Origin of the sequence: Amycolatopsis rhizosphaerae (assembly GCF_007713715.1) — a bacterium.
Lineage (GTDB): Bacteria > Actinomycetota > Actinomycetes > Mycobacteriales > Pseudonocardiaceae > Amycolatopsis_E > Amycolatopsis_E rhizosphaerae.
The window spans coordinates 1-22,379 of sequence record NZ_VJWX01000062.1; the positions used below are offsets into that span (position 1 = coordinate 1).

The following is a 22,379-nucleotide window of genomic DNA, read 5'->3' on the forward strand; positions in this document are numbered from 1 at the left end:
GCTGTCAACTGGCCCCGCCGCGGGTTCTCAGGCGGTTCCTGGCGAGGACAGCTCCGACGTGGTGAATTGGCATTCATGAGGAGGAGATCCCACAGCCAGGGACCGCCTGAGGTTCCGCTACCCGCACCGCTACCCAAGCCACTTTGATACACGCACTAGTCCTCCACGAGGGCGGCGGAGGTGATGCGGTGGAGGGGGTAGTGCTCGTCCTCGGTGCTGCGGAGGATGCCGCCGCCGACGTGGGCGGGCGTCACGATGCGCTGGCTGGCGATGCCGTGCGCGTCGACGAACCCGATCCAGACCTCCCGCTGCTCGCGGCTCGCCCTGGCCAGCAGCGCCATGGTCGCCGCCGTGTCCGAACCGCCACCGCCGCCGGGCAGCCGCACCTCGGTGCCGCGTCGGCGTGAGGCCGCGCGGTCGCCCGCGCGAAGGTGGGCGATCACGTGGGCCAGTTGCTCCGGGGTCGCCGGGGGCGGTTCGGCCAGCACCCGCCGCACCGCCTTCGGCCGCGCCGGGACACGACGGCCTGCCGGGCGCAGGTCCAGCACCCTGCCGTCCGGGCCCTCCGCGGCCGGGGTGAACCCCGCGGCACGCAGCCCGTCGAGTACCTCGGCCAGCGGTACCGGGCTGACCAGCACCGTGGGCGCGATCTTGCGCAGTTCGTATTCCGCGGCGACCGGGTTGCCCAGCACCTCGGCCAGCAGCACTTCGTCGTCGCAGCGCAGGAACGACGCCGCCGCGCCGCCGCGCAGCCGCCCGTGCCGACGGGCGACGTCGTCGATGAGATAGCTCAGCGACTGCGGCACCGGCGTGGCCGAGTGGGTGCGGAACAGTTCGTGCAGCTCGTCCGCGGTGCGGCCGGCGTCCAGCGCGCGGCGCACGGTGGCCTCCGTGATGCGGTACACGGTGGCGTGGCCCGCGGATTCGATATCGGCCACGGTCTTGATCGCGGCGGCGAGTTCCGGGGTCAGCGGGCCCGGCGCCACCACGGTGAGGTCGGCCTGCACCAGGACGTGCTCGATCGGCTCGGGCATCGCCCCGGCCATCGAGGACAGTGCCGTGGTGCGATCGTCGCCCAGCAGGGCCCGGCTCGCGGTGGTGAGCGCGCCGAGTGCGGTCACCCCGAGTGCGGCGGCCTCCGCCAGCGTCCAGCGCACGGCTTCGTCCCGCAGCCGGCCTCCGCGGCGCGGCGCGCGCCAGGCCAGGACGGCCACCAGATCGTCCACGCCCCGCACCCCGGCGCCCGGGGGGAGCTCGGCCAGCGCCGCCAGCACGCGGCGGCGGCCTGCGGGGGCCAGCGGCCGCTTCAGGTCCTCCGACAGCGGGGCCATCGGTTTGTCCCGCGCGTCGCGCCGGCCCGCGAGCCCGGGCAGCCGCGGCAGGTCCAGCCACGCCTGCGCGAGCAGGATCCAGCGCTGGGCCGGTTCGGAGGCGAGCCAGGAATCGGTCAGCGTCGTGGGCACCCATTCCGGGGTCGTGGTCTGGCTGTCGGCCACCAGGCCCGCCCCGGCCGCCAGCTCGGCGAGCAGGCAGGCGCGCACGTCGTCGACCTCGAGTTCCTTCGCCGCCTTGCGCAGCTCGCGGACCCCGAGGCCCCCGGCCTTCAGCACCGGTGGCGGCTGCTCGGACCACAGTGTGAGCAGGGATTCCAGCTGCCGCAGGAATTCCGCCGCCTCCCCGGCCGCGGCCCTGTCCACGGTGGACGGTTCGTGCCCGGCGACGGGCAGTTCGGGTTCCCGCCAGGCCGACTCCGGGGCGACACGTCCGCCACGCAGCGCGAGGCCGAGTTCGCGGGGAAGTTCGACGGTCCCGCCGTCCCGGCGCAGGAGAAGGCCGCGGGCCAGCAGCCGCTGGACCGGCGTTTCGGCCGCGTCGAGGGTGGTTTCGACGGCGGCGTCGCGGCTGCGCCCGATCGGCGGGCCGGCCGCGAGTGCGGTGAGCAGGGCGCGCTCGTCCTCGCCGAGGCCGTCGAGGTCCACTTCGGCCAGTGACGGCACCGAGGTGCCGAGCCCGGCCGGGAACGGGCCCAGGATCTCGCGGGTGACCGGCACCACGCGCAGCGCGTCGTCGGCTCCCCAGGCCACCGCCCGGGTGCGCAGCCGCTCCAGCGCGGGCCGGGGATCCGTGCCGAGCAGCGCCTCGATCCGGTCCACCGGAACCGCTTCGGTGTCGGCGTCGGCGACGAGCAGCGTCTCCAGCACCGTCAGGGTGAAGGTGTCCAGCGCTTCCAGCGCTCGTGCGGTGGACCCGGCGGTACCAGCGCGCGTGGCGAGCACGGTGCTGTCGGAGGGCGGCGGAGTGGCCAGGTCGCGCCTGGCCTGCAGCAGCGCGGCCAGCTCGTCGTCGGACGCGGAGCGCAGCCAGTCCGCCAGAGAGGTCGCGGGCATCACAGCCAAGGATACCGCCCTGGCCTCGGTTGACCGGTCGCGTTGAGGCAGACTGAGGGCCAGAACGGGTGCGGGTGAGCAGTCCCGTGTCAATCCAGGGAGGACAACGTGGCCAAAGGCGACACCAAGAAATCCGCGCGGATCGACCCGACCTGGCCGAAGGTCCCCGAGGGCGAGCACCCGGTGAGTGAGCTCGCCGCCGACCGCCAGGGCGCGCTTTCGCCCTACGGCGACATGACCTTCCCGCTGGAGTCGGTGCCCTACGTGCACCCGGAGACCGAAATCAACAAGTAAGGGGTAGCGAAAGTGCCGGTTCCCGGCCCGGGTTATTCGATCACCGTCCGCGTCGAGGCGCCGCCGTCCGCGAGTAGCGCGGGTGACCTCACCACCGCCGTCGGCCGGGTGGGTGGCGTGCTCACCGCCTTCGACGTGGTGGAGTCGAAGCCCGACTCTATCGTGGTCGACATCACGGCGAACGTCTCCAACGCCGACCACGTCGACGATGTCACCAAGGAACTCGACTCCCTGCCGGGTGTGCGCGTGCGCAAGGTGTCCGACCGCACCTTCCTCATGCACCTCGGCGGCAAGCTGTCGGTGACCCCGAAGGTGCAGTTGCGCAACCGGGACGACTTGTCCCGCGCCTACACCCCCGGGGTGGCGCGCGTGTGCCAGGCGATCGCGGCGAACCCGGCCGATGCCCGGCGCCTCACCATCAAGCGCAACACGGTGGCCGTGGTCACCGACGGCTCGGCGGTGCTCGGCCTCGGCAACATCGGCCCCGCCGCGGCCCTGCCGGTGATGGAGGGCAAGGCCGCGCTGTTCAAGAAGTTCGCCGATGTGGACGCCTGGCCGGTGTGCCTGGACACCCAGGACACCGACGAGATCATCCGCATCGTCAAGGCGCTGGCACCGGTCTACGCCGGGATCAACCTGGAGGACATCGCCGCGCCGCGCTGCTTCGAGATCGAAAAGCGGCTCCGGGAGCAGCTCGACATCCCGGTGTTCCACGACGACCAGCACGGCACCGCCATCGTGGTGGTCGCCGCGCTGCGCAACGCCCTGCGCGTGGTCGGCAAGAACATCGAGGACTGCAAGATCGTGGTCAGCGGGGCCGGTGCGGCCGGTTCCGCGATCATGCGGCTGCTGCTGCGCAAGAACCCTGGCGACATCGTGGCCGCCGACATCGACGGCATCGTCCACAAGGGCAGGCCCGACCTGGACGAAAACCTGCGCTGGCTGGCCGAGAACACCAACAAGGACAACATGTCCGGCACGTTGCACGACGCGCTCGTCGGCGCCGACGTGTTCATCGGGGTGTCCGCGCCCAACCTGTTCGGGGCCGAGCAGGTGGCCACCATGGCCAAGGACGCGATCGTGTTCGCGCTGGCCAACCCGGATCCGGAGATCGACCCGCTGGAGGCGCAGAAGTACGCCGCGGTGGTCGCGACCGGCCGCAGCGACTACCCGAACCAGATCAACAACGTGCTGGCCTTCCCCGGTGTGTTCCGCGGGCTGCTCGACGCGCAGGCGAACAACATCGACGACGACATGCTGCTCGCGGCGGCGAACGCGATCGCCGACGTGGTCGACGACCGGCTCAACGCGTCGTACATCGTGCCCAGCGTGTTCGACTCGGCGGTCGCGCCCGCCGTCGCCGAAGCGGTGAAGACGGCGGCACGCAAGGCGGCCGCCACCGCCTGAGCGGGACCTTCTCGGTACTCCGCGGCACGGGCAGGCCGGGACTCCCGGCCTGCCCGCACGCTGCCGTGGTGTGATGACGCGGTGAGCCGTGCCGTGGAGGAGACCAACCGCCGCATGCTGCGCGCGCGGGACGCGATGGACCGTGGGTATGCGCAACCGCTGGACGTGCCCGCGCTCGCGCGCCTGGCGCACGTGTCGGAGGCTCATTTCATCCGTACGTTCCGGGCGACCTTCGGGGAGACGCCGCACCGCTATCTGCAGCGGCGCCGGGTGGAGCGGGCGATGATGCTCCTGCGTGAGACCGAGCGCAGCGTGACCGAGGTCTGTTTCGCGGTCGGGTTCGGCAGCCTCGGCACGTTCAGCCGGACCTTCCGCGAGATCGTCGGCGAGTCACCGACCGAATACCGGCTTCGCGGTGCCGTCTCCCCGGCGCCGACCTGCTTCACGATGGCGTGGACCAGACCGAGCAGTTTTGGAGAAGCTCCGCCGTCACGGCTCTCCTAGGGTTCCGTGCATGTTGAACGCGATCACTCTCTCCCAGATCTTCGTCCTCGACCAGGACGAGGCACTCGACTTCTACGTGGGCACGCTCGGCCTCGAGGTCAAGGTCGACCAGGACCTCGGTTTCATGCGCTGGCTGACCGTCTCCGTGCCGGGCGAGCCCGGCCGCGAAATCTTGCTGGAGAAGCCGGGACCGCCCGCGATGGACGCGGCGACCGCGGAGCAGGTCCGCGAACTGCTCACCAAGGGTGCGACGGGCGGCTGGCTGGGCTTCACCACCGATGACTGCCGGAAGACCTACGACGAACTCGTCGCGAAGGGCGTCGAGTTCACCCAGGAGCCGATCGAGCGGCCGTACGGCATCGACTGCGGTCTGCGCGACCCGTTCGGCAATGCGATCCGGATCGTGCAGCCCACGCAAGTAGCCTGAGCGATGTGAGTGAACTCAGCCACGTCGACGATGCGGGTGCCGCGCGCATGGTGGACGTTTCCGGCAAGCAGGCCAGCGCCCGTGTCGCGGTCGCGAGCGGCGTCGTGCGCACCACCGCCGAGGTGGTGGGCCTGTTGTCGGCGAACGGGCTGGCCAAGGGCGACGCGCTCGGCACGGCCCGGATCGCCGGCATCATGGGCGCGAAGCGGGTGCCGGAGCTGATCCCGTTGTGCCACCAGATCGCGTTGTCCTCGGTGAAGGTGGACTTCGAACTCGGCGAGGCCGAGGTGCGGATCATCGCCACCGCCCGCACCACCGACCGCACCGGGGTGGAGATGGAGGCGCTGACCGCGGTGGCGGTCGCGGGCCTCACCGTGCACGACATGATCAAGGCGGTCGACCCGGCCGCGACGCTTGACGCCATCCGGCTGGAGCGCAAGGAAGGCGGCAAGACCGGGCTCTGGACCCGCGACTCCGAAGGAGCCGTGTCATGACCCGGACGGCACGTGTGATCGTCGCTTCGAACCGGGCCGCGTCCGGCGTGTACGAGGACACGACCGGCCCGCTGATCGTGAAATGGCTGGCCGAGCGGTCCTTCGAAGTGCCGGAACCGATGGTGGTGCCGGACGGGGAGCCGGTCGGGCAGGCGCTGCGCCGCTGTCTGGACGAGGGCGTGGAGGTGGTGATCACCACCGGCGGCACCGGGATTTCGCCGACCGACCGGACCCCGGACGAGACGGCCGCGGTGCTGGACCACCAGCTTCCCGGCCTGGCCGAGGCGATCCGGATGGCGGGGCTGCCGAAGGTGCCGACGGCCGTGCTGTCCCGTGGGCTGGCCGGGGTGGCCGGGCGGACGCTGGTGGTGAACCTGCCGGGTTCACGCGGCGGAGTGAAGGACGGCCTCGGTGTGCTCGACGGAGTGCTGGAGCACGCGGTGGACCAGTTGGCCGGTGGGGATCACCCTCGCCCAGCGGCGCCTGCTCCGGCGCCCGCGCCCCGCGTGGTGCTGGCCCAGGTGACCGAGGAGTCCCTGTCCGTCGAGGCACACGCGAAGCTGGTCGACGACGAGGCCGCGGGAGCGGTGGTCACCTTCGGCGGTGTGGTGCGCAACCACGACGACGGCAAAACGGTGCGGACCCTCTACTACGAGGGGCATCCGAGTGCGGGCGAGGTGCTGGCCAGGGTCGTCGGTGAGGTCGCCGCACGCCGGAGCGTGCGGGCGATCGCGGTGAGCCACCGGCTGGGCGCGCTGGAGATCGGCGATGTGGCGCTGGCCTGCGCCGTGTCGGCCGATCACCGCGCGGAGGCCTTCGCGACCTGCGCGGAACTGGTCGATGCGGTCAAGGCGAGCCTGCCGGTGTGGAAGCACCAGCACTTCGCCGACGGGACCGACGAGTGGGTCAACTCGCCCTGAGGCCGCCTCGGGATCGCGCCACGACGCGAAAACGGGACTGAGAGGCCCGCTGAGGCCCGATCGGTGAGCCCTTGGCAGATCGGGCTGGCTTCACGTCAACAAGCGCCCACGATCAACGCTGGCCGGTGTTTCGAGCCGGCCAGCAGCGCGGCGAGGGCCCCACCGCCCGGGGGACAGCGGTGGGGCCCTCACTGTGCGCGGGGGACTTCACGGCTTGCCGGATCCGGTCATGTCCGGGGGCTGCCTGATGTCCGTGTTCGCGCGATCGCGCCGTTAATGACCTTCAGCAGGTCACTTGGTGGCGATCTTCTGACCCACGAGGATCAGGTTTGCGTCGGGGATATAGGGGGCATTCAGCTGCTGGAGCTTCTCGTAGCCACCATCGGTGTGCAGCCGCTGGGCGATGCCCGACAGGGTGTCGCCGGCGACGACGGTGTAGTCACCGTTCGGGTTGGAACCCGGCGCGGCTGCGGCCGTGGTGACGACCTGCGGAGCGGCCTTGGGGGCCGGCGCCGACACGGTCTTCTGCGGAGCGGGCTTGGTGGTCCTGGCGGTGGTGGAGCCCGAGTTCGCGCTCCCGCTGCCGCCCTTCCTGCCGCACACCGGCCAAGCGCCGATGCCCTGGCCCTGCAAGACGCGCTCCGCGACCGCGATCTGCTGATCGCGGGAAGCGCCCTGCGGACTGCCAGTGCCTCCGTACGCCTTCCAGGTGCTCATGGTGAACTGCAGGCCACCGTAGAAGCCGTTACCGGTGTTGGTGGCCCAGTTACCGCCGCTCTCGCACTGCGCGATGGCGTCCCAGTTCACGCTGGCAGCCTGCGCGGGGGTCGCAGCAATCGCCAGCGGGGTGCCGACCGCGATACCCGCGACAGCGACGCGGGCGATGTTGCGGGCGGCGGGGGACATCTTGCGGTGCTTGCCTCGGTAGGACATTCGTTTGTTCTCTGGCTTCCGCGCCGACGAGCCAGGCTGTGGACGAGCCCTGTCGGGCCCGGGCCGCCCGGCGGGATCCGGGCTGCCGATCCGATCCGCGCTCGGGGCTTGGATCGGATCTCCTCCGTCCCTGTCCGGAAGCAACTTTCGGCTCGGGGTTATCGGGTCCGGGATCCCGCCGGACAGGGTTTGGCGCTTCGGGATCCCGGTCTTGCTGTGGCCGGTCGGGGCCAGCCGATTAGCGACGGTACGTAACGAAGACCGTGATCGGAAATTTTTGAGCCTGTGACCTACATCACAGTAACGACACGCAACCTCGGTCGATTCCGCTGTTTCCGCAGGTCAGAGCGTCGTTACCGGTCCGTTTCCTTCTCGAGATATTTCACTGATCGTGAGGTCTGGATCACGTCGATTCAGAGCCAGTGGCCCATTCGTGCAACACCCGAAAGGGGCGGGGAGAACGGTTCCCGGGGCCTCGACGCGCGCTCGATCAGCCCCCGGCGAAGGGAGGTAGGACGTCCAGTTCGGCTTCGTCCGGAAGGGGGCGCGAGGGGTCGCGGACGGCGATCCCGTCGACGAGGAAGCTGGCCGCGTCGAGGATCCGGGGAATGCCCTCCGGATGGCGGGCGCGGACCGCGCCGAGCGCGTCCGCCACGGTCGCCCCGGAGGGTAGTTCGAGGCTCTCCTGATCGATGCCCGCCGCGGCGCGCGCGGACGCGAAGTAACGCACCAGCACCTTGGTCACGGCGCTCACGCCGGTCATCCCCCGATCGCGCTCATCGGCCGGATCGGCTGCGCGAACCCGGCGTCGTTGATCTCGTGCCCGGCGAGTTTGCCCCACATGGTCATCCGCCAGGCCTGTGCCACCTCTTCGTCGTCCGCGCCATTCCGGAGCAGGCCGCGAAGGTCGGTTTCGTCATTGCTGAACAGGCACGATCGCACCGCGCCGTCCGCGGTCAGGCGCGTGCGTTCGCAGGCCGAACAGAACGGGCGGGTCACCGAGGCGATCACGCCGACGTCCCCCGGTCCGCCGTCGACCAGCCAGCGCTCGGCCGGGGCGCCGCCCCGGGGCTCCGAGGCCGGGGTGAGGGTGAACTCGGCGCGCAGCAGGGCGAGGATCTCCTCGGCCGTGACCATGTCGCGGCGGTTCCAGCCGTGCTGTGCGTCCAGCGGCATCTGCTCGATGAACCGCAGGTGATAGCCGTGGTCGAGGCAGAACCGGAGCAGGTCGGCCGCCTCGTGCTCGTTGACGCCGCGCAGAAGCACGGCGTTGACCTTGACCGGGTCCAGGCCCGCCTCCCGTGCCGCCGCGAGGCCGTCGAGCACGTGCGAGAGCCGGTCGCGGCGGGCGATCGCGAGGAACGTCTCCGGGTTGATGGTGTCCAGCGAGATGTTGATCCGGTTCAGCCCGGCCTCGGCGAGGCGGACGGCACGCCTGGCGAGGCCGATCCCGTTGGTGGTCATGGACAGCCGGGGCCGAGGCCGGAGCTCCGCGATACGGGCGATCAACTCTTCGAGGCCCGGCCGCAGCAGCGGTTCTCCGCCGGTCAGCCGGATGTCGGTGACCCCGAGCCGCTCGACCGCGATGCGCAGCAAGCGCATCAGTTCGTCGTCGGTGAGCACCGCTTCGCCGGGCAGCCATGGCAGGCCCTCGGCGGGCATGCAGTAGCTGCAACGGAGGTTGCACCGGTCGGTGAGCGAAACCCGGAGGTCGGTGGCGACCCGGCCGAAGGTGTCGATCAGGGCCGGGTTGTCCGGCCGGGGCTCGGACACGCCGTGGGGCCCCCGCATCCGGGGAAGACCGAGATTCACCGCACTCATCAGCACCAGCCTAACCCGGGTCGCGGCATCTGACGATCACTAGAATATTTGGCGCAACGAGAGTTTCGCACCGCCGAGGTGTCGGCGGCGGGGAGGTGCGGTCGATGGCCGGAGAAACGGCCGGGCAGGTGGCTGGGAACGCGGCCGGGGAGGCCCGCTATCCGGTGCCGCCCGAGGTACTGCGGCGCTTCGCCGAAATCGGCCGCGAGGGCAGCACACTGGCGGTGCTGCGGCATGCCAGGATCGCCGAGCAGATGGGACTTTCGGCCACCGACCACAAGGCACTCGACCTGGCCTCCCGCGCCGAAGGTCCGCTCACCGCGGGCCGGATCGCCCAGCTCACCGGACTGTCCACCGGCGCGGTCACCGGGGTCATCGACCGGTTGGAGCGGGCCGGTTTCGTCCGTCGCGTGCGCGACACCAAGGACCGCCGCAAGGTGCTCGTCGAGCTCCTTCCCTTCGACGAGGAGAAGTTCGCCCCGCTGTTCGCCTCCGCGCTCGATGCGGTGGGGCAGGTGCTCGAGCGTTTCTCCCCGACCGAGCGCGAGATCATCGAACGCTACGAGCATCAGCTCCTGGAGCTGATGCGAGCGCAGGTGCTCGGCGGAAACAGCGCATAGCTTTTCCGCAATCGCGGCTATAACCTTCCGGGCATGCCGCATTTTCGGTTCTCCGAGGCCGCAAGCCTGCTCGGCGTCAGCGACGACACGGTGCGCCGCTGGGTCCGTTCCGGACAGTTGACCGCCGGGGTCGACGCCGCGGGGCGCAAGGTCGTCGACGGCGCGGAACTCGCCGCGTTCGCCCGGGAGCAGGCCGCTCGTCCCGAAGACCCGTCCGCCGTGGGCCGATCCGCCCGCAACCGGTTCGTCGGGCTGGTGACCGAAGTGGTCACGGACAAGGTGATGGCACAGGTCGAGCTCCAGTGCGGGCCGCACCGCGTGGTGTCGCTGATGAGCACCGAAGCGGTCCGCGAGCTCGGGTTGCGGCCCGGTGTGCTCGCGGTGGCCGTGGTGAAGGCGACGACGGTCGTCGTCGAGACTCCGGGAGGAGCCCAATGAAGAAGGTCGTCGCGCTGCTTGCGGGCGCCGCGCTGCTGGTCACCGGCTGCGGCTCGGGGGCGGGCGGATCGAGCGGTACCGAAGCCAGGACGCTCACCGTGTTCGCGGCGGCCTCGCTGACCGAATCCTTCGGGACGCTCAAGAGCCGGTTCGAGGACCAGCATCCGGGCGTGACCGTCACGTACAGCTTCCTCGGTTCCTCCCAGCTGGTCCAGCAACTGGTCAACGGCGCGAAGGCCGACGTGTTCGCCTCCGCCGACCAGGCCAACATGGACAAGGCCGTGCAGGGCGGGGTGATCGACGGGACACCTGCCGTGTTCGCCACCAACCGGCTCACCATCGCGACCGCGCCGGGAAATCCGAAGGGCATCAGGTCCTTCGCGGATCTGGCGCGGCCGGGTCTGAAGGTGGTGGTGTGCGCGGCCCAGGTGCCCTGCGGCTCCGCGACGAAGAAGGTGGAGCAGAAGACCGGGACCACGCTGCACGCGGTGAGCGAGGAGCAGGACGTCAAACAGGTCCTGGCGAAGGTCGAGTCCGGCGACGCCGATGCCGGGCTGGTGTACGTCACGGACACCACCAGCGCCGGGGACAAGGTGGCTCGGGCCGACTTCCCGGAGGCGGCGCAGGCGATCAACAGCTATCCCATCGCGGTGGTGCGCAACGCACCCCAGGCCGACCTGGCGCACCAGTTCGAACAGTTCGTGCTCGGCCCGGAGGGGCAGCAGGTGCTGAACAAGACCGGCTTCGCCCCCGCCGCCGGCTAGGAGGGCCTTGATGCCAGGAGCGCGAGTGCGCAGCAGTCCTCGGGAGAAGCGGCTCGTCCGATACCAGAAGGTGCCGTGGGTCCTCTGGATTCCCGCGGGGCTCGCGCTGGCACTCGTCGTGCTGCCGGTGATCGGGCTGCTGGTGCGCACCGATCTACGGCGGCTGCCCTCGCTGATCGGCACCGAGGCTTCGCTGCAGGCCCTCAGGCTGTCGCTGGAAACCGCCGCCATGGCCACGGGATTGTGCGTGGTGCTCGGCGTGCCGCTGGCCGTGGTGCTCGCGCGGTCGGCGGTCCCCGGCATCCGGGTGCTGCGGGCGGTGGTCCTGCTGCCGCTCGTGCTGCCGCCCGTGGTCGGCGGTCTGGCTCTCCTTTACCTTCTGGGGAGAAAGGGCTTTCTCGGCTACCTCCTCACCGTGGTCGGCGGGATCCAGCTTCCCTTCACCACCGCCGCCGTGGTGATCGCCCAGACCTTCGTCGCGATGCCGTTCCTCGTGGTGAGCCTCGAAGGGGCGCTGCGCACCTCCGGCGACGCCTACGAGCGGGTCGCGGCGACCCTCGGCGCGAAGCCGTGGACGGTGTTCCGGCGGGTCACGCTGCCGTTGCTGCTGCCAGCGCTCGGTTCGGGGGCGGTGCTCAGTTTCGCCAGGGCGCTGGGCGAATTCGGTGCGACGATCACCTTCGCGGGCAGTCTGCAGGGGGTCACCCGTACCCTGCCGCTCGAGGTGTACACCCAGGCCCAGGCCGACATCGACAGCGCGGTCGCGCTGTCCCTGCTGCTGGTGGTGGTCGCCGTCGTGGTCATCGCGGTGGCCCGGCCGCGTGCGGTGGAGGGGGTGCCGTCGTGACGCTGCACGCCGAGATCGGGCTCGCCCGGGGCGGGTTCGAGCTGTCGGTGGGCTTCGACGTGCCCGCCGGGAGCGTGCTGGCGATCCTGGGGCCGAACGGGTCCGGCAAGTCGAGCCTGCTCGGCTGCCTGGCCGGTCTGCTCGCCGCGCGGCAGGCCGTGATCACCCTGGACGGCCGCGCCCTGCACGGACTGCCCGCCCACGCGCGCGCCGTCGGCCTGCTTTCGCAGGACCCCCTGCTGTTCCCGCATCTGTCCGTTTTGGACAATGTGGCGTTCGCCCCACGGTCCAAGGGGGAAGGCCGGGCCCGCTCGCGCGAGATCGCGCGGCACTGGCTGGCCGAGGTGGACGCCGCCGAGTTCGCCGAACGCAGGCCCGGCGCGCTTTCCGGCGGACAGGCGCAGCGCGTGGCGGTGGCGAGGGCGCTGGCCGCGGCGCCGGACCTGCTGCTGCTCGACGAACCGCTCGCCGCGCTGGACGTCGACGCCGCCCCGGCGATCCGCGGCCTGCTCCGGCGCGTCCTGTCCACCCACCGCATCGCGGCGACCGTGCTGGTCACGCACGATCCGCTCGATGCGCTGGCACTGGCCGACCACGTGCTGGTGCTGGCGGGTGGGAAGGCCGTCGAACGCGGACCCACCCGCGAAGTGCTGGCCGCGCCCCGGACCGCGTTCACCGCGCGGATCGCCGGACTGAACCTCATCGCGGGCACCGCCGTCGAGGAAGGACTCAGAACCGAGGACGGCGCACTGGTGGCCGGGATGCTGGCTCCGGACGCGGTGGCGGGCGAGCCCGCCGTCGCCGTGTTCGAGCCGAGCGCGGTATCGGTGTACCCCGCCGAAGACGGGCATCCCGGCAGTCCGCGCAACCTGATCCCGGCCGTGGTGTCGGTGCTGGAACCGCACGGCCCGGTGATCCGGCTGCGGACCACGTCGGGGCTGTCGGCCGAGTTGACCCCCGCCGCGGTCGCCGACCTCGGACTCGAACCCGGGCTCGGCGTTCGCCTCGCGGTCAAGGCCACCACGATCACGGTTCATCCGGCCGCGGCACAGTAATCTCCACTGCATGACGCAGTGGACGTACCTGACCGACATGGACGGCGTGCTCGTCCACGAGGAGCACCTGGTTCCCGGCGCGGACAAGTTCCTCGACGAGCTGCGCGAGCACGGCAATCCCTTCCTGGTGCTCACCAACAACTCGATCTACACCCCCCGCGATCTGCGGGCACGGCTGCTGCGCAGCGGCCTCGACGTGCCCGAGGAGCGGATCTGGACCTCGGCGCTGGCCACCGCGAAGTTCCTGCACAGCCAGCGCCCCAACGGCTCGGCCTTCGTGATCGGCGAGGCCGGGCTGACCACCGCGCTGCACGAGGCCGGTTACGTGCTGACCGACCAGGACCCGGACTACGTGGTGCTCGGCGAAACCCGGACGTACAGTTTCACCGCGATCACCAAGGCCATCCGGCTCATCGAGGGCGGGGCGAAGTTCATCGCCACCAACCCGGATTCGACCGGACCGAGCCTGGAGGGCGTGCTGCCCGCCACCGGCGCGATCGCCGCGCTCATCGAGAAGGCCACCGGCCGCTCGCCCTACTTCGTCGGCAAGCCCAACCCGCTGATGATGCGTTCGGCGCTGCGCACCCTCGGTGCCCACTCCGAAACGACCGTCATGATCGGGGACCGGATGGACACCGACGTGCACTCCGGGATCGAGGCCGGACTGCAGACCGTGCTGGTGCTGACCGGCATCTCCACTCTCGAATCGGCCGAGCGCTACCCGTACCGCCCGACCCTGGTCGTGGACTCCATCGCCGAGCTCGTCGGGCACACGCAGGACCCGTTCGGCACCGGGCTGGTCTCGGACGGCGACTGAGCAGGGCTTATCGTCGAGGGTGTGGATGTCCCGACGTATGTCGTAGGTGACGTGCACGGGCATCGGGACGAACTGGCCGAGGCCCTGCGCGTGAACAAGCTCGTCGACGAGGCGGGCGACTGGTGTGGCGGCGAGGCCAGGCTGTGGTTCCTGGGGGACTTCGTCGACCGGGGGCCGGACGGGGTCGGCGTGATCGACCTGGTGATGCGGCTCCAGGAGCAGGCCGGGGAAGGCAGCGGCAGGGTGGAGTCCCTGCTGGGCAACCACGAGATCCTGCTACTGGGCATGTACCACTTCGGCGCCGCCGAGGTCCCTTCGGACTTCGGTCCCCGCAGCTTCGCGCGTAGCTGGCACATCAACGGCGGCCGCCTCACCGACCAGGACGCGCTGACCGACGACCACGTCGAATGGCTCAGCACCCGCCCGCTCGTCGCCCACGCCGAGGGGCACCTGCTGCTGCACTCGGACACCCTCGAGTACCTGGACTGGGGTGACTCCGAGGACGAGATCAACGCCACCGTGCACGAGATACTGGCGGGCGACGACCTGGCGTCATGGTGGGACGTGTGGCGCCGGATGACCACGCGCTACGCCTTCCGCGGCGAGCACGGCCCGGCCGCCGCCGATCTGCTGCTGGCGCAGCTCGGCGGCGAACGGATCGTGCACGGGCACAGCGTGATCGCCGACCAGCTCGGCATCGACCCCAGCGGCGTCGAAGGCCCGTACCTCTACGCCGGCGGCAAGGTACTGGGCATCGACGGCGGGCTGTTCGTCGGTGGCCCCTGCCTCGTCGTCCCCTTGCCCTACGAGCCCGAGGACTAGGACCTATGGGGCACTGGTTTGCGTGGCGGTGCAAGCTGACAGCCCACAGCAAGCGGCTTCGCCGCTTGTGAAACACAGCGCTAGCGGCTCAGGCCGAGCGGTGCAAGAAGTCGGCGATGATGTCGGCGGTGTCCGCCGCGTGGGTCACCGGTGGGGTGTGGGCCACGCCGTCGAGCAGCCGGACCGCACTGGCTGAGGGCAGCGCGGAGGCGAGCGCGGTGCCGGCATCGGGCGGGATGGGCAGATCCGCCGCACCGTGGATCACCGTGGCGGGCATGGTGATCTCGGCCAGACGGGCGGCGATGTCGTCCGCGCCCATCAGCACCCCGACGGCCGTGCTCAGTCGCCGGGCCGGCTGCTGCCGCAGTCGCGCCAGCCAGTGACCGGTGCTGGGCTGATCGGCGCCCAGCAGCAAGCCGAGCACGGCGGTTCCGGTTTCCTCGACCGCGCCTGCCGCGAAGCCGTCCCGGATCTGCGCCATTTGCTGCAGGGCTTCGCCGGGGAAGGCGGTGGCGGCGGTGTCGATCAGGGTCAGCGTCTTCACCCTGGCGGGAGCCAGCAGCGCCGCCCTGAGCGCGGTGAAACCGCCCTGGGAGTGCCCGACGACGTGGGCGCCGGGCACGTCCAGCCGGTCGAGGATGGCGAGTGCGTCGTGTGCGGCGTCCCAGTAGGTGAAGGGCAGGGCGTCGTCGACGGTGGCCCCGTGGAGGCGGAAGTCGAACCGGATGCAGCGGTACCCGTCCAGTGCCTCGACCACCCCGTCCCACATCGTGTGGTCCATCAGGTTGCCGTGCAGGAACAGGACGGCGGGGCCGGTGCCGCCGGAGTCGGCCACGGGGAAACGCGCGTTGTTGGCCTCGACGAGAGTCATGATCCTCCTTTGTGGTGGTATATCGCCATTACATCTGCGCGCACGACAATCGACGAGGTATTTTCACGACTTGTGACGGTAGAAAGTGGTCAACCGGTACTCAGCGTCGGCTATGCGACCGAGGCGGGCTCACGCAGTGCCGCTCCCGTGGAGGTGCGGCGCTTCCCCGAGACCGCCGTCCTCGACGGACCGGTGTCGCGACAGCCGATCCGCCCGGACTTCCACGTCGTCGGCCTGATCACCGGCGGGCAGGGGACACACGAAGTGGATTTCCGGCCCATGCCGCTGGAGGCGGGAGTGGTGTTCTGGCTGCGGCCGGGACAGACCCACCAGGTCGTCGACGGCGCCCGCATCCGCGGCGTGCTGCTCCTGTTCACCGGCGAGATGCTGACGCCGGGATCCGATGTCGCTTCCTTCGCCGCCGACAGCGCGCGAGCGGATCACTGGCGGATCGATCCGGACGACGAGCTGACCAGGACCGGTCTGACGCATCTGGAACTGCTGCTCGCCGCCGGCTCGCGCGGCCGCGATGCCGCGGACGCGCTCCGGCTCGCGTTAGGGCCGTTGGTGGCCGCGGCACAGGACGCCGCCACGGTGCCCAGCGCGGGACGGGCGGTGTTCACGCGTTTCGCCGCGGCCGTGGAGGCCGGGTACTCCCGCCGGCACCACGTGCACGATTTCGTGCCGATGGTCCACGCCAGCGCGCGGACCATCGACCGGGCGGTTCGCCGAGCCACCGGAATGAGCGCGAAGCGGTTCCTGGACGAGCGACTCGTCCTCGAAGCGCGGAGACAACTCGCGACCACCGACGTGACCGTCGCCGCGCTGTCCGCCCGGCTGGGTTTCGGCGAACCGACCAACTTCGTCAAGTTCTACCGCCGCATGACCGGTCTCACCCCCGGTGCGCGGCAGTGACGGCCACGAGGGTCAGACGGGCACGATTTCGCGGCCGAGCGGGACCAGCGAAACGGGGACCAGCTTGAAGTTCGCCAGGCCGAGCGGGATCCCGATGATCGTCACGCACAGCGCGATGCCGGTGGCGATGTGAGCGAGCGCGAGCCACCAGCCGGCGAACACGATCCACAGTATGTTGCCGATCAGCGAGCCGACCCCGGCGTCACGCCGGTCGACGAGGGTGCGGCCGAACGGCCACAACGCGTAGTTCGCGATGCGGAACGCGGCGATGCCGAACGGGATCGGGATGATCAGCACGCAGCAGACGATGCCCGCGATGACGTAGCCGATGGCCATCCAGAAGCCGCACAGCACCAGCCAGATGACGTTGAGCAGTAGACGCATCAGACGTGCAACTCTCCACTGAGGACGGTGACGGCCCTGCCGACGAGGGAGACCCGGTCACCGCCGGTGCGGACACGGACGACCCCGCCCCGCGGCGAGGCCTGTTCACCGACCAGCTCGTCCCGGCCGAGCTTCGCGGCCCAGTAGGGGGCGAGCGCGCAGTGCGCCGACCCGGTCACCGGGTCCTCGGGCACGCCGACCGCGGGGCCGAACACGCGGCTGACGAAGTCGATTCCGGGCTTGTCCCCGGGCGCGGTCACCACGACACAGCGGGCGGGCCAGTGCGCGATGGCGGCCAGATCCGGGTCGAGCGCGCGGACCTCCGCGGCGCTACCCGCGCGAACCAGGATGTCCCATTTGCCGCGCAGCACCTCTTCGACCGTCACGCCGGGCAGCGCGTCGGTGACGGAATCGTCCGCCGGGGAGGGCGGGTCCGCCGGGAAGTCCATGCTGATCCAGCCGTCTTCGGCGGTGGTACGCAGTTCGCCGCTCTTGGTGAGGAAGATCCGGCTGCCGCCGAGGACGTGTCCGGTGGCGAGTGTCGCGTGCCCGCACAGGTCCACTTCGGTGGTCGGGGTGAACCAGCGCAGCGGCAGTGGCCCGTCGCCGTTCACCACCACGAAGGCGGTCTCGGCGTGCTTGAGTTCGGCGGCCACCGACTGCATCCACTCCGGGGCGGCGGGCTCGTCGAGCAGGACCACCCCGGCCGGATTACCGGTGAAGGCGGTGTCGGTGAAGGCGTCCACGACGTACAGGCGCATGCCTGCACTGTAGTCCGTGGAAGGCCCGTTGCAGTCGGGGGAAAACCCTGATTCTGTGGCTAGACTCGGGGCCGTCAGCGTTGACGATCTCGGGAGGCACTATGCCCGGAACACCTGCACTGCCCAGTTATGCCTCGGGGACGTCCGAGGTCCCTTTGCTGGGAGACACCATCGGCGACAACTTCGACCGGACGGTGCAGTCCTTCGGGGAGCGCGACGCGCTGGTGGACCGGCGAAGCGGCAGGCGGTGGACGTACCGGGAACTCGCGGCGGACGTGGACGCGCTGGCGCTGGGCCTGCTCGGGCTCGGCATCGGCAAGGGCGACCGCGTCGGCATCTGGGCGCCGAACTGCCCGGAGTGGACGATCACGCAGTACGCCACCGCCAAGATCGGCGCGATCCTGGTGAACATCAACCCGGCCTACCGCTCACACGAACTCGAGTACGTGCTCAACCAGGCCGGGGTCCGGCTGGTCATCGCCGCGGAGAAGTTCAAGACCTCCGACTACGCCGGCATGCTCGCCGAGGTGCGGCCGCGCTGCGAGCGGCTGGAGCACGTGGTCCTGATCGGCGGTGAGGCGTGGGATTCCTTGCTGGACAACGGAAGGCGGGCGGACGCCGCCGCGCTGGCCGGGATCGGGCTTTCCGCCGACGATCCGATCAACATCCAGTACACCTCGGGCACCACGGGTTTCCCGAAGGGCGCGACCCTTTCGCACCACAACATCCTCAACAACGGGTTCTTCGTCGGGGAGCTGTGCGGCTACACCGAGGCCGACCGGATCTGCCTGCCGGTGCCGTTCTACCACTGCTTCGGCATGGTGATGGGCAACCTCGCCGCGACCAGCCACGGGGCCTGCATGGTCATCCCGGCCCCGTCGTTCGAGCCGAAGGCCACCCTGGCGGCGGTGGAGGCGGAGCGATGCACCTCCCTCTACGGCGTCCCGACGATGTTCATCGCCGAACTGGCGGAGCGCGACTTCGACTCGTACGACCTTTCGTCGCTGCGCACCGGCATCATGGCGGGCTCGCCCTGCCCGGTGGAGGTGATGAAGCAGGTCATCGAGCGGATGGGGATGGCCGAGGTGTCCATCTGCTACGGCATGACGGAGACCTCGCCGGTGTCCACGCAGACCAGGGCGGACGATTCGATCGAGCGCCGGGTGTCCACGGTGGGCCGGGTCGGGCCGCATCTGGAGGTCAAGATCGTCGATCCGGAGACCGGGCTGACCGTGCCGCGGGGAACCGCGGGCGAACTGTGCACGCGCGGGTACTCGGTGATGCTGGGGTACTGGGAGGAGCCGGACAAGACCGCGCAGGCGATCGACGCGGCGCGGTGGATGCACACCGGTGACCTCGCGGTGATGGACGACGAGGGCTACGTGAACATCACGGGGCGGATCAAGGACATGGTGATCCGCGGCGGCGAGAACATCTACCCGCGGGAGATCGAGGAGTTCCTCTACAGCCACCCGGACATCCTCGACGCTCAGGTGATCGGGGTGCCGGACGAGCGCTACGGCGAGGAACTCATGGTGTGGGTCCGGATGCGGGAGGGTGCCGCGCCGCTGACCGCCGAGGCGGTGCGCGAGTTCTGCACGGGCAAGCTCGCGCACTACAAGATCCCGCGGTACGTGCACGTCGTGGACGAGTTCCCGATGACGGTGACCGGCAAGATCCGCAAGGTGGAGATGCGACGGCAGGCGATCGACCTGCTCGACCTGCAGACCGCCGCCACCACCCGCCACGCCTGACCGCCGCACCCCCGGCCACGCCCTTGGTGGGGCCGGGGGCGCGCCGTGAAGGGTCCCTTCACGGTCGATTCGACTGTGAAGGGACCCTTCACGGCCAACGCCGGACCAGGGTCGGGGGTCAGCCCGCGGCTTCGGCGAAGGCCTTGGCGTCTTCCTCGCCGAAGGTTTCTTCGAGCTGTTCGGGCGAGTAGTCGAGGTCGATCTGCTCGACCGGGACGCCGCGGGCCGACTCGATCGCGCCGAGGCGGCGCTGGGCCCGGTCGGCGGCGTAGGTGATGAACTCCTGCGGGTCGTTGTCGAACGGCCGCGGATCGTCGAACTGGTCGTTGACCCACTGGATCATCCCGAGCGCGTGCGGCAGCAGTTCGTTCATCCGCTGCTCGACCGCCTCCCACAGCGAGTCGTCGGCCGCGATGTGCCTGCGGCAGGTGAAGGTGCCCCAGGCCATGTGCCGCCGCTCGTCGTCGCCGATGTGCTTCACGAGCTGCTGCATGCCCGGCAGGATGCCGCGTTTGGTGCACACCTTCTGCCAGGCGTAGTAGCCGGTGAGGGCGAGGCTGCCCTCGATCACGTGGTTGTAGGTCACGCTCGCCCTGATCTGGTTGAGCGGGCTGGGATCGGTGGCGAGTACGCCGAGCGACTCCGGCAGCTCCTCGTAGAAGAGCTTGCGGTAGTGCGGGTTTTCCGACACGAAGGGCGTGAGGTCCTCGGTCAGGCCGACCGCGTCCATCCAGCGCCGGAACACCTCGGTGTGCTTGGCCTCCTCGAAGCAGAACTGGCTGAGGTACATCTCGTCCCCGAACCTGCCCTCCAGCGCCATCGCCCGCATGAACGGCTGGATGTCCTGGGTGACCGCCTCCTCGCCCGCGATGAACTGGGCGCACAGGTAGGTGGCGGAGCGGCGCTCGTCGTCGGTGAGGGTCTGCCAGTCGGCCGCGTCACGGCTGAAGTCGATGTCGGCCGGGTTCCAGAACTTCCGGTTGCCCTTCACGAACAGCCGCAGCGGGAAGGAGTCCCAGTTGAGGCCGCCTCGCCGCAGTGAGGTGAAACCCGTACGGTGCGGTACCAGTGTTTCGGTCATCTCTCACACTCCATTGTGGACGAAAAATGGGCGATCGCGGGCGCCATCGCGGCGCAGACCCGCTCGGCCGCCTCGGCGGCGGAATGGGTGGGCAGCACCAGATGGCTCAGGGTCAGCCGGGTCGCGGTCTCGGCGAGCAGATCCGCGGACGGCTGGTCGAGGGCCGGCAGGAACTCCCGGTAGTGCGCGGACGCCAGCTCCGCGGCCGCGGAGAGGATCGGCTCACCCCGGGTGGTGAGGAAGGGCAGCAGGTCTTCGCCGGCCTGCGTGCCCAGTGCCGAGGCGACCAACTGGTTCTCCCGGCCGTGTTCGATCGTGTAGGCGACCGCCCGGTGGATCCCGGTGAGCAGGTCCGGTGCCGCCTCGAACCGGGCCCGGATGCCCTCCAGGAACTCCGCGGTGGTCCGCAGGGTGACGGCCTGGACCAGCGCCATCTTGTTGCCGAATTCGTTGTAGACCGTTTGGCGGCTCACCCCGGCGGCCGCGGCGACGTCCGCCATCCGCAGCCCGGCGTACCCGTGCGTCGCCAGCAGATCCGTCGCGGCCTCGAGCAGGGCTTCCCGCAACGACGCCTTCGTCCGCTCCGCGAAGCTTTCCGTGATCTCGGCCACAGCGACCAGCTTGACACGAACCGCGCTGATGTCAAGGGGCTTGACGTCGGCTCGCTGTTTGTAAAGCCCGCTACGGTGGTGCCGTGGGCATCACGGTGGGCTTCGACCTGGACATGACCCTGATCGACCCCAGACCGGGGATGACCGCGGTGCTGAACGCGCTGGGCGAGGAGAGCGGCCTGGCGCTCGACGGCGAGCACTTCGCGGCCAACCTGGGGCCGCCGCTCGACCAGGTGCTGCTCGCCTCGGGGGCGCCCGCCCAGCGCGTTCCGGAACTGGTCGCCCGGTTCCGCGAGCTGTACCCGGAGATCGTGATCCCCAGCACGGTCGCGCTGCCCGGCGCGCACGCCGCGCTGGCGGCGGTGCACGCGGCCGGCGGCAGAACCGTGGTGGTGACGGGAAAGTACGGGCCCAACGCCGCACTGCACGTCAAGGCGCTCGGGTTCGAGGTCGATGTGCTGGTCGGGGAGCTGTGGGCCGACGGCAAGGCCGTGGCCCTGCGGGAGCACGGCGCGGCCGTCTACGCGGGCGACCACCTCGGCGACGTGCGGGGCGCGCTGGCGGCCGGGGCGGTCCCGGTGGGCGTCACCACCGGCCCGTGCACCCGGGAGGAACTGGCCGCCGCGGGCGCCGAGGTGATCTTCGACAGCCTCGAAGAGTTTCCGGGCTGGCTCAGCTCTTCCGGTGCTCGCGGATCAGGGCGATGAGACCGAGCGCGATCCCCAGCGGGGTCAGCACTCCGGCCGCGGCGCTCAGCCAGACGGGCAGGTCGTGCAGTCCGGCGGCGAACAGGACGAACACGACCAGCACGGCGAGCACGCCGAGCGCGAACACACCGATCCCCACCCGCATCAGCCAGGGCTTGCGTGGGTATGTCTTGGCCGCAGTCTCCATGGGACCAGCGTAGAGGGCGGCAAGGCGACGAGAAGCGCTGTATCGACTTCTCTCCGGGGTGCGAACCGGGATAGGCTGGACGGTACGCGTCCTGGGTACGCCCAGGGCGCGTTCGTCGTGCGGGGCACGCGGGGTGGACAAGCAGAGCGAAGGAACGGGTGAGGGCAGTGCCGACCGGCAAGGTCAAGTGGTACGACGCGGAGAAGGGGTTCGGATTCGTCACCCAGGACGGTGGCGAGGACGTCTACATCCGCAAGACCGCGCTCCCGCAGGGTGTCGAGGCACTCAAGGCAGGTCAGCGACTCGAGTTCGGCGTTGCCGACGGGCGGCGCGGCCCGCAGGCGCTCTCCGTCCGGCTCATCGATTCCCTGCCCTCGGTGGTGGAGGCGCGGCGGCGTCCGGCGGAGGAGCTGCACGGCCTCATCGAGGACATGATCAAGCTGCTGGAAATGAAGGTCCAGCCGGATCTGCGCCGCGGCCGCTACCCCGATCGCAAGAACATCAAGCGCATCGCCGAGGTCATGCGGGCCGTCGCGCGCGACCTCGACCCGTAAACCC

General features: G+C 70.4%; 27 protein-coding genes. 17 read left to right on the forward strand and 10 right to left on the reverse strand.

Features of this window, described 5'->3' with window-relative positions; translation table 11 throughout:
• Positions 1-155 precede the first annotated feature (155 nt).
• Positions 156-2,387, reverse strand: a complete 2,232-nt coding sequence (locus FNH05_RS09305; protein ID WP_144586928.1) for a helicase-associated domain-containing protein — start codon at positions 2,385-2,387, stop codon at positions 156-158.
• 108 nt (positions 2,388-2,495) lie between these two features.
• Here FNH05_RS09305 and FNH05_RS09310 point away from each other — a divergent pair, with 108 nt between their 5' ends.
• From FNH05_RS09310 to FNH05_RS09335, 6 genes are all read left to right on the forward strand, one after another.
• Complete coding sequence (locus FNH05_RS09310; protein WP_144586929.1) at positions 2,496-2,681, forward strand: hypothetical protein; 186 nt, start codon at positions 2,496-2,498, stop codon at positions 2,679-2,681.
• Positions 2,682-2,693: 12 nt separating this feature from the next.
• On the forward strand, positions 2,694-4,088 hold the full coding sequence (locus FNH05_RS09315; protein WP_144586930.1) for an NAD-dependent malic enzyme: 1,395 nt from the start codon (positions 2,694-2,696) through the stop codon (positions 4,086-4,088).
• A 114-nt stretch (positions 4,089-4,202) separates the two neighbouring features.
• A complete protein-coding gene (locus tag FNH05_RS09320) occupies positions 4,203-4,592 on the forward strand; it encodes a helix-turn-helix domain-containing protein (protein WP_144586952.1) in 390 nt (129 codons plus the stop codon).
• A gap of 10 nt (positions 4,593-4,602) precedes the next feature.
• Positions 4,603-5,019: a VOC family protein gene (locus tag FNH05_RS09325; protein WP_144586931.1), complete on the forward strand. Its 417-nt coding sequence runs from the start codon at positions 4,603-4,605 to the stop codon at positions 5,017-5,019.
• 5 nt (positions 5,020-5,024) lie between these two features.
• A complete protein-coding gene (gene moaC, locus FNH05_RS09330) occupies positions 5,025-5,513 on the forward strand; it encodes a cyclic pyranopterin monophosphate synthase MoaC (protein WP_144586932.1) in 489 nt (162 codons plus the stop codon).
• Positions 5,510-6,433 carry a molybdenum cofactor biosynthesis protein MoaE gene (locus FNH05_RS09335; protein ID WP_144586933.1) on the forward strand — a complete coding sequence of 308 codons (924 nt, stop codon included), beginning with the start codon at positions 5,510-5,512 and terminating at the stop codon, positions 6,431-6,433. Before moaC ends, FNH05_RS09335 begins: the two co-directional genes overlap by 4 nt.
• A gap of 291 nt (positions 6,434-6,724) precedes the next feature.
• Here the strand turns inward: FNH05_RS09335 and FNH05_RS09340 are convergent, their stop codons facing one another.
• From FNH05_RS09340 to moaA, 3 genes are all read right to left on the reverse strand, one after another.
• Complete coding sequence (locus tag FNH05_RS09340; RefSeq protein ID WP_144586934.1) at positions 6,725-7,366, reverse strand: LysM peptidoglycan-binding domain-containing protein; 642 nt, start codon at positions 7,364-7,366, stop codon at positions 6,725-6,727.
• A 490-nt stretch (positions 7,367-7,856) separates the two neighbouring features.
• Positions 7,857-8,129, reverse strand: a complete 273-nt coding sequence (locus FNH05_RS09345; protein ID WP_144586935.1) for a MoaD/ThiS family protein — start codon at positions 8,127-8,129, stop codon at positions 7,857-7,859.
• Entirely contained in the window at positions 8,126-9,187 is a 1,062-nt protein-coding gene (moaA, locus tag FNH05_RS09350) for a GTP 3',8-cyclase MoaA (RefSeq protein WP_144586936.1), read from the reverse strand. Before moaA ends, FNH05_RS09345 begins: the two co-directional genes overlap by 4 nt.
• Before the next feature lie 104 nt (positions 9,188-9,291).
• On the opposite strand from moaA, the gene FNH05_RS09355 reads away from it, so the two are divergent.
• Genes FNH05_RS09355 through FNH05_RS09385 form a run of 7 tightly spaced genes read left to right on the forward strand, consistent with a single transcriptional unit; the run spans position 9,292 to position 14,550 of the window.
• The gene (locus tag FNH05_RS09355; RefSeq protein WP_186382465.1) at positions 9,292-9,807 is read left to right on the forward strand and encodes a MarR family winged helix-turn-helix transcriptional regulator; all 516 of its coding nucleotides are present in this window, start codon (positions 9,292-9,294) and stop codon (positions 9,805-9,807) included.
• A gap of 33 nt (positions 9,808-9,840) precedes the next feature.
• Positions 9,841-10,245: a TOBE domain-containing protein gene (locus tag FNH05_RS09360; RefSeq protein ID WP_144586937.1), complete on the forward strand. Its 405-nt coding sequence runs from the start codon at positions 9,841-9,843 to the stop codon at positions 10,243-10,245.
• Positions 10,242-11,009, forward strand: coding sequence for a molybdate ABC transporter substrate-binding protein (modA, locus tag FNH05_RS09365; RefSeq protein ID WP_144586938.1), 768 nt, complete (start codon positions 10,242-10,244; stop codon positions 11,007-11,009). The genes FNH05_RS09360 and modA overlap by 4 nt, the downstream gene beginning before the upstream one ends.
• Before the next feature lie 10 nt (positions 11,010-11,019).
• The gene (locus tag FNH05_RS09370; protein ID WP_144586939.1) at positions 11,020-11,856 is read left to right on the forward strand and encodes an ABC transporter permease; all 837 of its coding nucleotides are present in this window, start codon (positions 11,020-11,022) and stop codon (positions 11,854-11,856) included.
• Positions 11,853-12,911 (forward strand): sulfate/molybdate ABC transporter ATP-binding protein, encoded by a 1,059-nt coding sequence (locus FNH05_RS09375; protein ID WP_144586940.1) that lies wholly within the window; start codon positions 11,853-11,855, stop codon positions 12,909-12,911. Before FNH05_RS09370 ends, FNH05_RS09375 begins: the two co-directional genes overlap by 4 nt.
• Before the next feature lie 10 nt (positions 12,912-12,921).
• Positions 12,922-13,728, forward strand: coding sequence for an HAD-IIA family hydrolase (locus FNH05_RS09380; RefSeq protein ID WP_144586941.1), 807 nt, complete (start codon positions 12,922-12,924; stop codon positions 13,726-13,728).
• A gap of 21 nt (positions 13,729-13,749) precedes the next feature.
• Positions 13,750-14,550: a metallophosphoesterase gene (locus FNH05_RS09385; protein ID WP_144586942.1), complete on the forward strand. Its 801-nt coding sequence runs from the start codon at positions 13,750-13,752 to the stop codon at positions 14,548-14,550.
• 88 nt (positions 14,551-14,638) lie between these two features.
• On the opposite strand, the gene FNH05_RS09390 is transcribed toward FNH05_RS09385, so the two are convergent.
• Positions 14,639-15,421, reverse strand: a complete 783-nt coding sequence (locus FNH05_RS09390) for an alpha/beta fold hydrolase (protein WP_144586943.1) — start codon at positions 15,419-15,421, stop codon at positions 14,639-14,641.
• Between the two features lie 72 nt (positions 15,422-15,493).
• Between FNH05_RS09390 and FNH05_RS09395 the strand changes: the two genes are divergently transcribed.
• Entirely contained in the window at positions 15,494-16,336 is an 843-nt protein-coding gene (locus FNH05_RS09395) for an AraC family transcriptional regulator (protein WP_186382466.1), read from the forward strand.
• 12 nt (positions 16,337-16,348) lie between these two features.
• On the opposite strand, the gene FNH05_RS09400 is transcribed toward FNH05_RS09395, so the two are convergent.
• Entirely contained in the window at positions 16,349-16,720 is a 372-nt protein-coding gene (locus FNH05_RS09400; protein ID WP_144586945.1) for a YccF domain-containing protein, read from the reverse strand.
• A complete protein-coding gene (locus FNH05_RS09405; RefSeq protein WP_144586946.1) occupies positions 16,720-17,481 on the reverse strand; it encodes a PhzF family phenazine biosynthesis protein in 762 nt (253 codons plus the stop codon). The genes FNH05_RS09400 and FNH05_RS09405 overlap by 1 nt, the downstream gene beginning before the upstream one ends.
• Before the next feature lie 101 nt (positions 17,482-17,582).
• Here FNH05_RS09405 and FNH05_RS09410 point away from each other — a divergent pair, with 101 nt between their 5' ends.
• Positions 17,583-19,235 (forward strand): AMP-binding protein, encoded by a 1,653-nt coding sequence (locus tag FNH05_RS09410; protein ID WP_144586947.1) that lies wholly within the window; start codon positions 17,583-17,585, stop codon positions 19,233-19,235.
• Positions 19,236-19,353: 118 nt separating this feature from the next.
• On the opposite strand, the gene FNH05_RS09415 is transcribed toward FNH05_RS09410, so the two are convergent.
• Positions 19,354-20,316 carry a R2-like ligand-binding oxidase gene (locus FNH05_RS09415; RefSeq protein WP_144586948.1) on the reverse strand — a complete coding sequence of 321 codons (963 nt, stop codon included), beginning with the start codon at positions 20,314-20,316 and terminating at the stop codon, positions 19,354-19,356.
• Positions 20,313-20,927, reverse strand: coding sequence for a TetR/AcrR family transcriptional regulator (locus FNH05_RS09420; protein WP_144586949.1), 615 nt, complete (start codon positions 20,925-20,927; stop codon positions 20,313-20,315). Before FNH05_RS09420 ends, FNH05_RS09415 begins: the two co-directional genes overlap by 4 nt.
• A gap of 83 nt (positions 20,928-21,010) precedes the next feature.
• On the opposite strand from FNH05_RS09420, the gene FNH05_RS09425 reads away from it, so the two are divergent.
• Positions 21,011-21,634: an HAD family hydrolase gene (locus FNH05_RS09425; RefSeq protein ID WP_144586950.1), complete on the forward strand. Its 624-nt coding sequence runs from the start codon at positions 21,011-21,013 to the stop codon at positions 21,632-21,634.
• On the opposite strand, the gene FNH05_RS09430 is transcribed toward FNH05_RS09425, so the two are convergent.
• Positions 21,600-21,821 carry a hypothetical protein gene (locus FNH05_RS09430; RefSeq protein ID WP_144586951.1) on the reverse strand — a complete coding sequence of 74 codons (222 nt, stop codon included), beginning with the start codon at positions 21,819-21,821 and terminating at the stop codon, positions 21,600-21,602. The genes FNH05_RS09425 and FNH05_RS09430 overlap by 35 nt on opposite strands.
• Before the next feature lie 167 nt (positions 21,822-21,988).
• On the opposite strand from FNH05_RS09430, the gene FNH05_RS09435 reads away from it, so the two are divergent.
• Positions 21,989-22,375 carry a cold-shock protein gene (locus tag FNH05_RS09435; protein ID WP_144586954.1) on the forward strand — a complete coding sequence of 129 codons (387 nt, stop codon included), beginning with the start codon at positions 21,989-21,991 and terminating at the stop codon, positions 22,373-22,375.
• Positions 22,376-22,379: the final 4 nt, after the last annotated feature.

What these genes read in the sequence shown, in the direction of transcription:
- FNH05_RS09430 (WP_144586951.1), bottom strand. Translation starts at nt 21,821, where the DNA reads ATGGAGACTGCGGCCAAGACATACCCACGCAAGCCCTGGCTGATGCGG.
- FNH05_RS09325 (WP_144586931.1), top strand. Translation starts at nt 4,603, where the DNA reads ATGTTGAACGCGATCACTCTCTCCCAGATCTTCGTCCTCGACCAGGAC.
- FNH05_RS09355 (WP_186382465.1), top strand. Translation starts at nt 9,292, where the DNA reads ATGGCCGGAGAAACGGCCGGGCAGGTGGCTGGGAACGCGGCCGGGGAG.
- FNH05_RS09340 (WP_144586934.1), bottom strand. Translation starts at nt 7,366, where the DNA reads ATGTCCTACCGAGGCAAGCACCGCAAGATGTCCCCCGCCGCCCGCAAC.
- FNH05_RS09410 (WP_144586947.1), top strand. Translation starts at nt 17,583, where the DNA reads ATGCCCGGAACACCTGCACTGCCCAGTTATGCCTCGGGGACGTCCGAG.
- FNH05_RS09320 (WP_144586952.1), top strand. Translation starts at nt 4,203, where the DNA reads ATGCTGCGCGCGCGGGACGCGATGGACCGTGGGTATGCGCAACCGCTG.
- FNH05_RS09370 (WP_144586939.1), top strand. Translation starts at nt 11,020, where the DNA reads ATGCCAGGAGCGCGAGTGCGCAGCAGTCCTCGGGAGAAGCGGCTCGTC.
- FNH05_RS09405 (WP_144586946.1), bottom strand. Translation starts at nt 17,481, where the DNA reads ATGCGCCTGTACGTCGTGGACGCCTTCACCGACACCGCCTTCACCGGT.
- FNH05_RS09415 (WP_144586948.1), bottom strand. Translation starts at nt 20,316, where the DNA reads ATGACCGAAACACTGGTACCGCACCGTACGGGTTTCACCTCACTGCGG.
- FNH05_RS09305 (WP_144586928.1), bottom strand. Translation starts at nt 2,387, where the DNA reads ATGCCCGCGACCTCTCTGGCGGACTGGCTGCGCTCCGCGTCCGACGAC.
- FNH05_RS09345 (WP_144586935.1), bottom strand. Translation starts at nt 8,129, where the DNA reads ATGACCGGCGTGAGCGCCGTGACCAAGGTGCTGGTGCGTTACTTCGCG.
- modA (WP_144586938.1), top strand. Translation starts at nt 10,242, where the DNA reads ATGAAGAAGGTCGTCGCGCTGCTTGCGGGCGCCGCGCTGCTGGTCACC.
- FNH05_RS09335 (WP_144586933.1), top strand. Translation starts at nt 5,510, where the DNA reads ATGACCCGGACGGCACGTGTGATCGTCGCTTCGAACCGGGCCGCGTCC.
- FNH05_RS09380 (WP_144586941.1), top strand. Translation starts at nt 12,922, where the DNA reads ATGACGCAGTGGACGTACCTGACCGACATGGACGGCGTGCTCGTCCAC.
- FNH05_RS09400 (WP_144586945.1), bottom strand. Translation starts at nt 16,720, where the DNA reads ATGCGTCTACTGCTCAACGTCATCTGGCTGGTGCTGTGCGGCTTCTGG.
- moaA (WP_144586936.1), bottom strand. Translation starts at nt 9,187, where the DNA reads ATGAGTGCGGTGAATCTCGGTCTTCCCCGGATGCGGGGGCCCCACGGC.
- FNH05_RS09360 (WP_144586937.1), top strand. Translation starts at nt 9,841, where the DNA reads ATGCCGCATTTTCGGTTCTCCGAGGCCGCAAGCCTGCTCGGCGTCAGC.
- FNH05_RS09390 (WP_144586943.1), bottom strand. Translation starts at nt 15,421, where the DNA reads ATGACTCTCGTCGAGGCCAACAACGCGCGTTTCCCCGTGGCCGACTCC.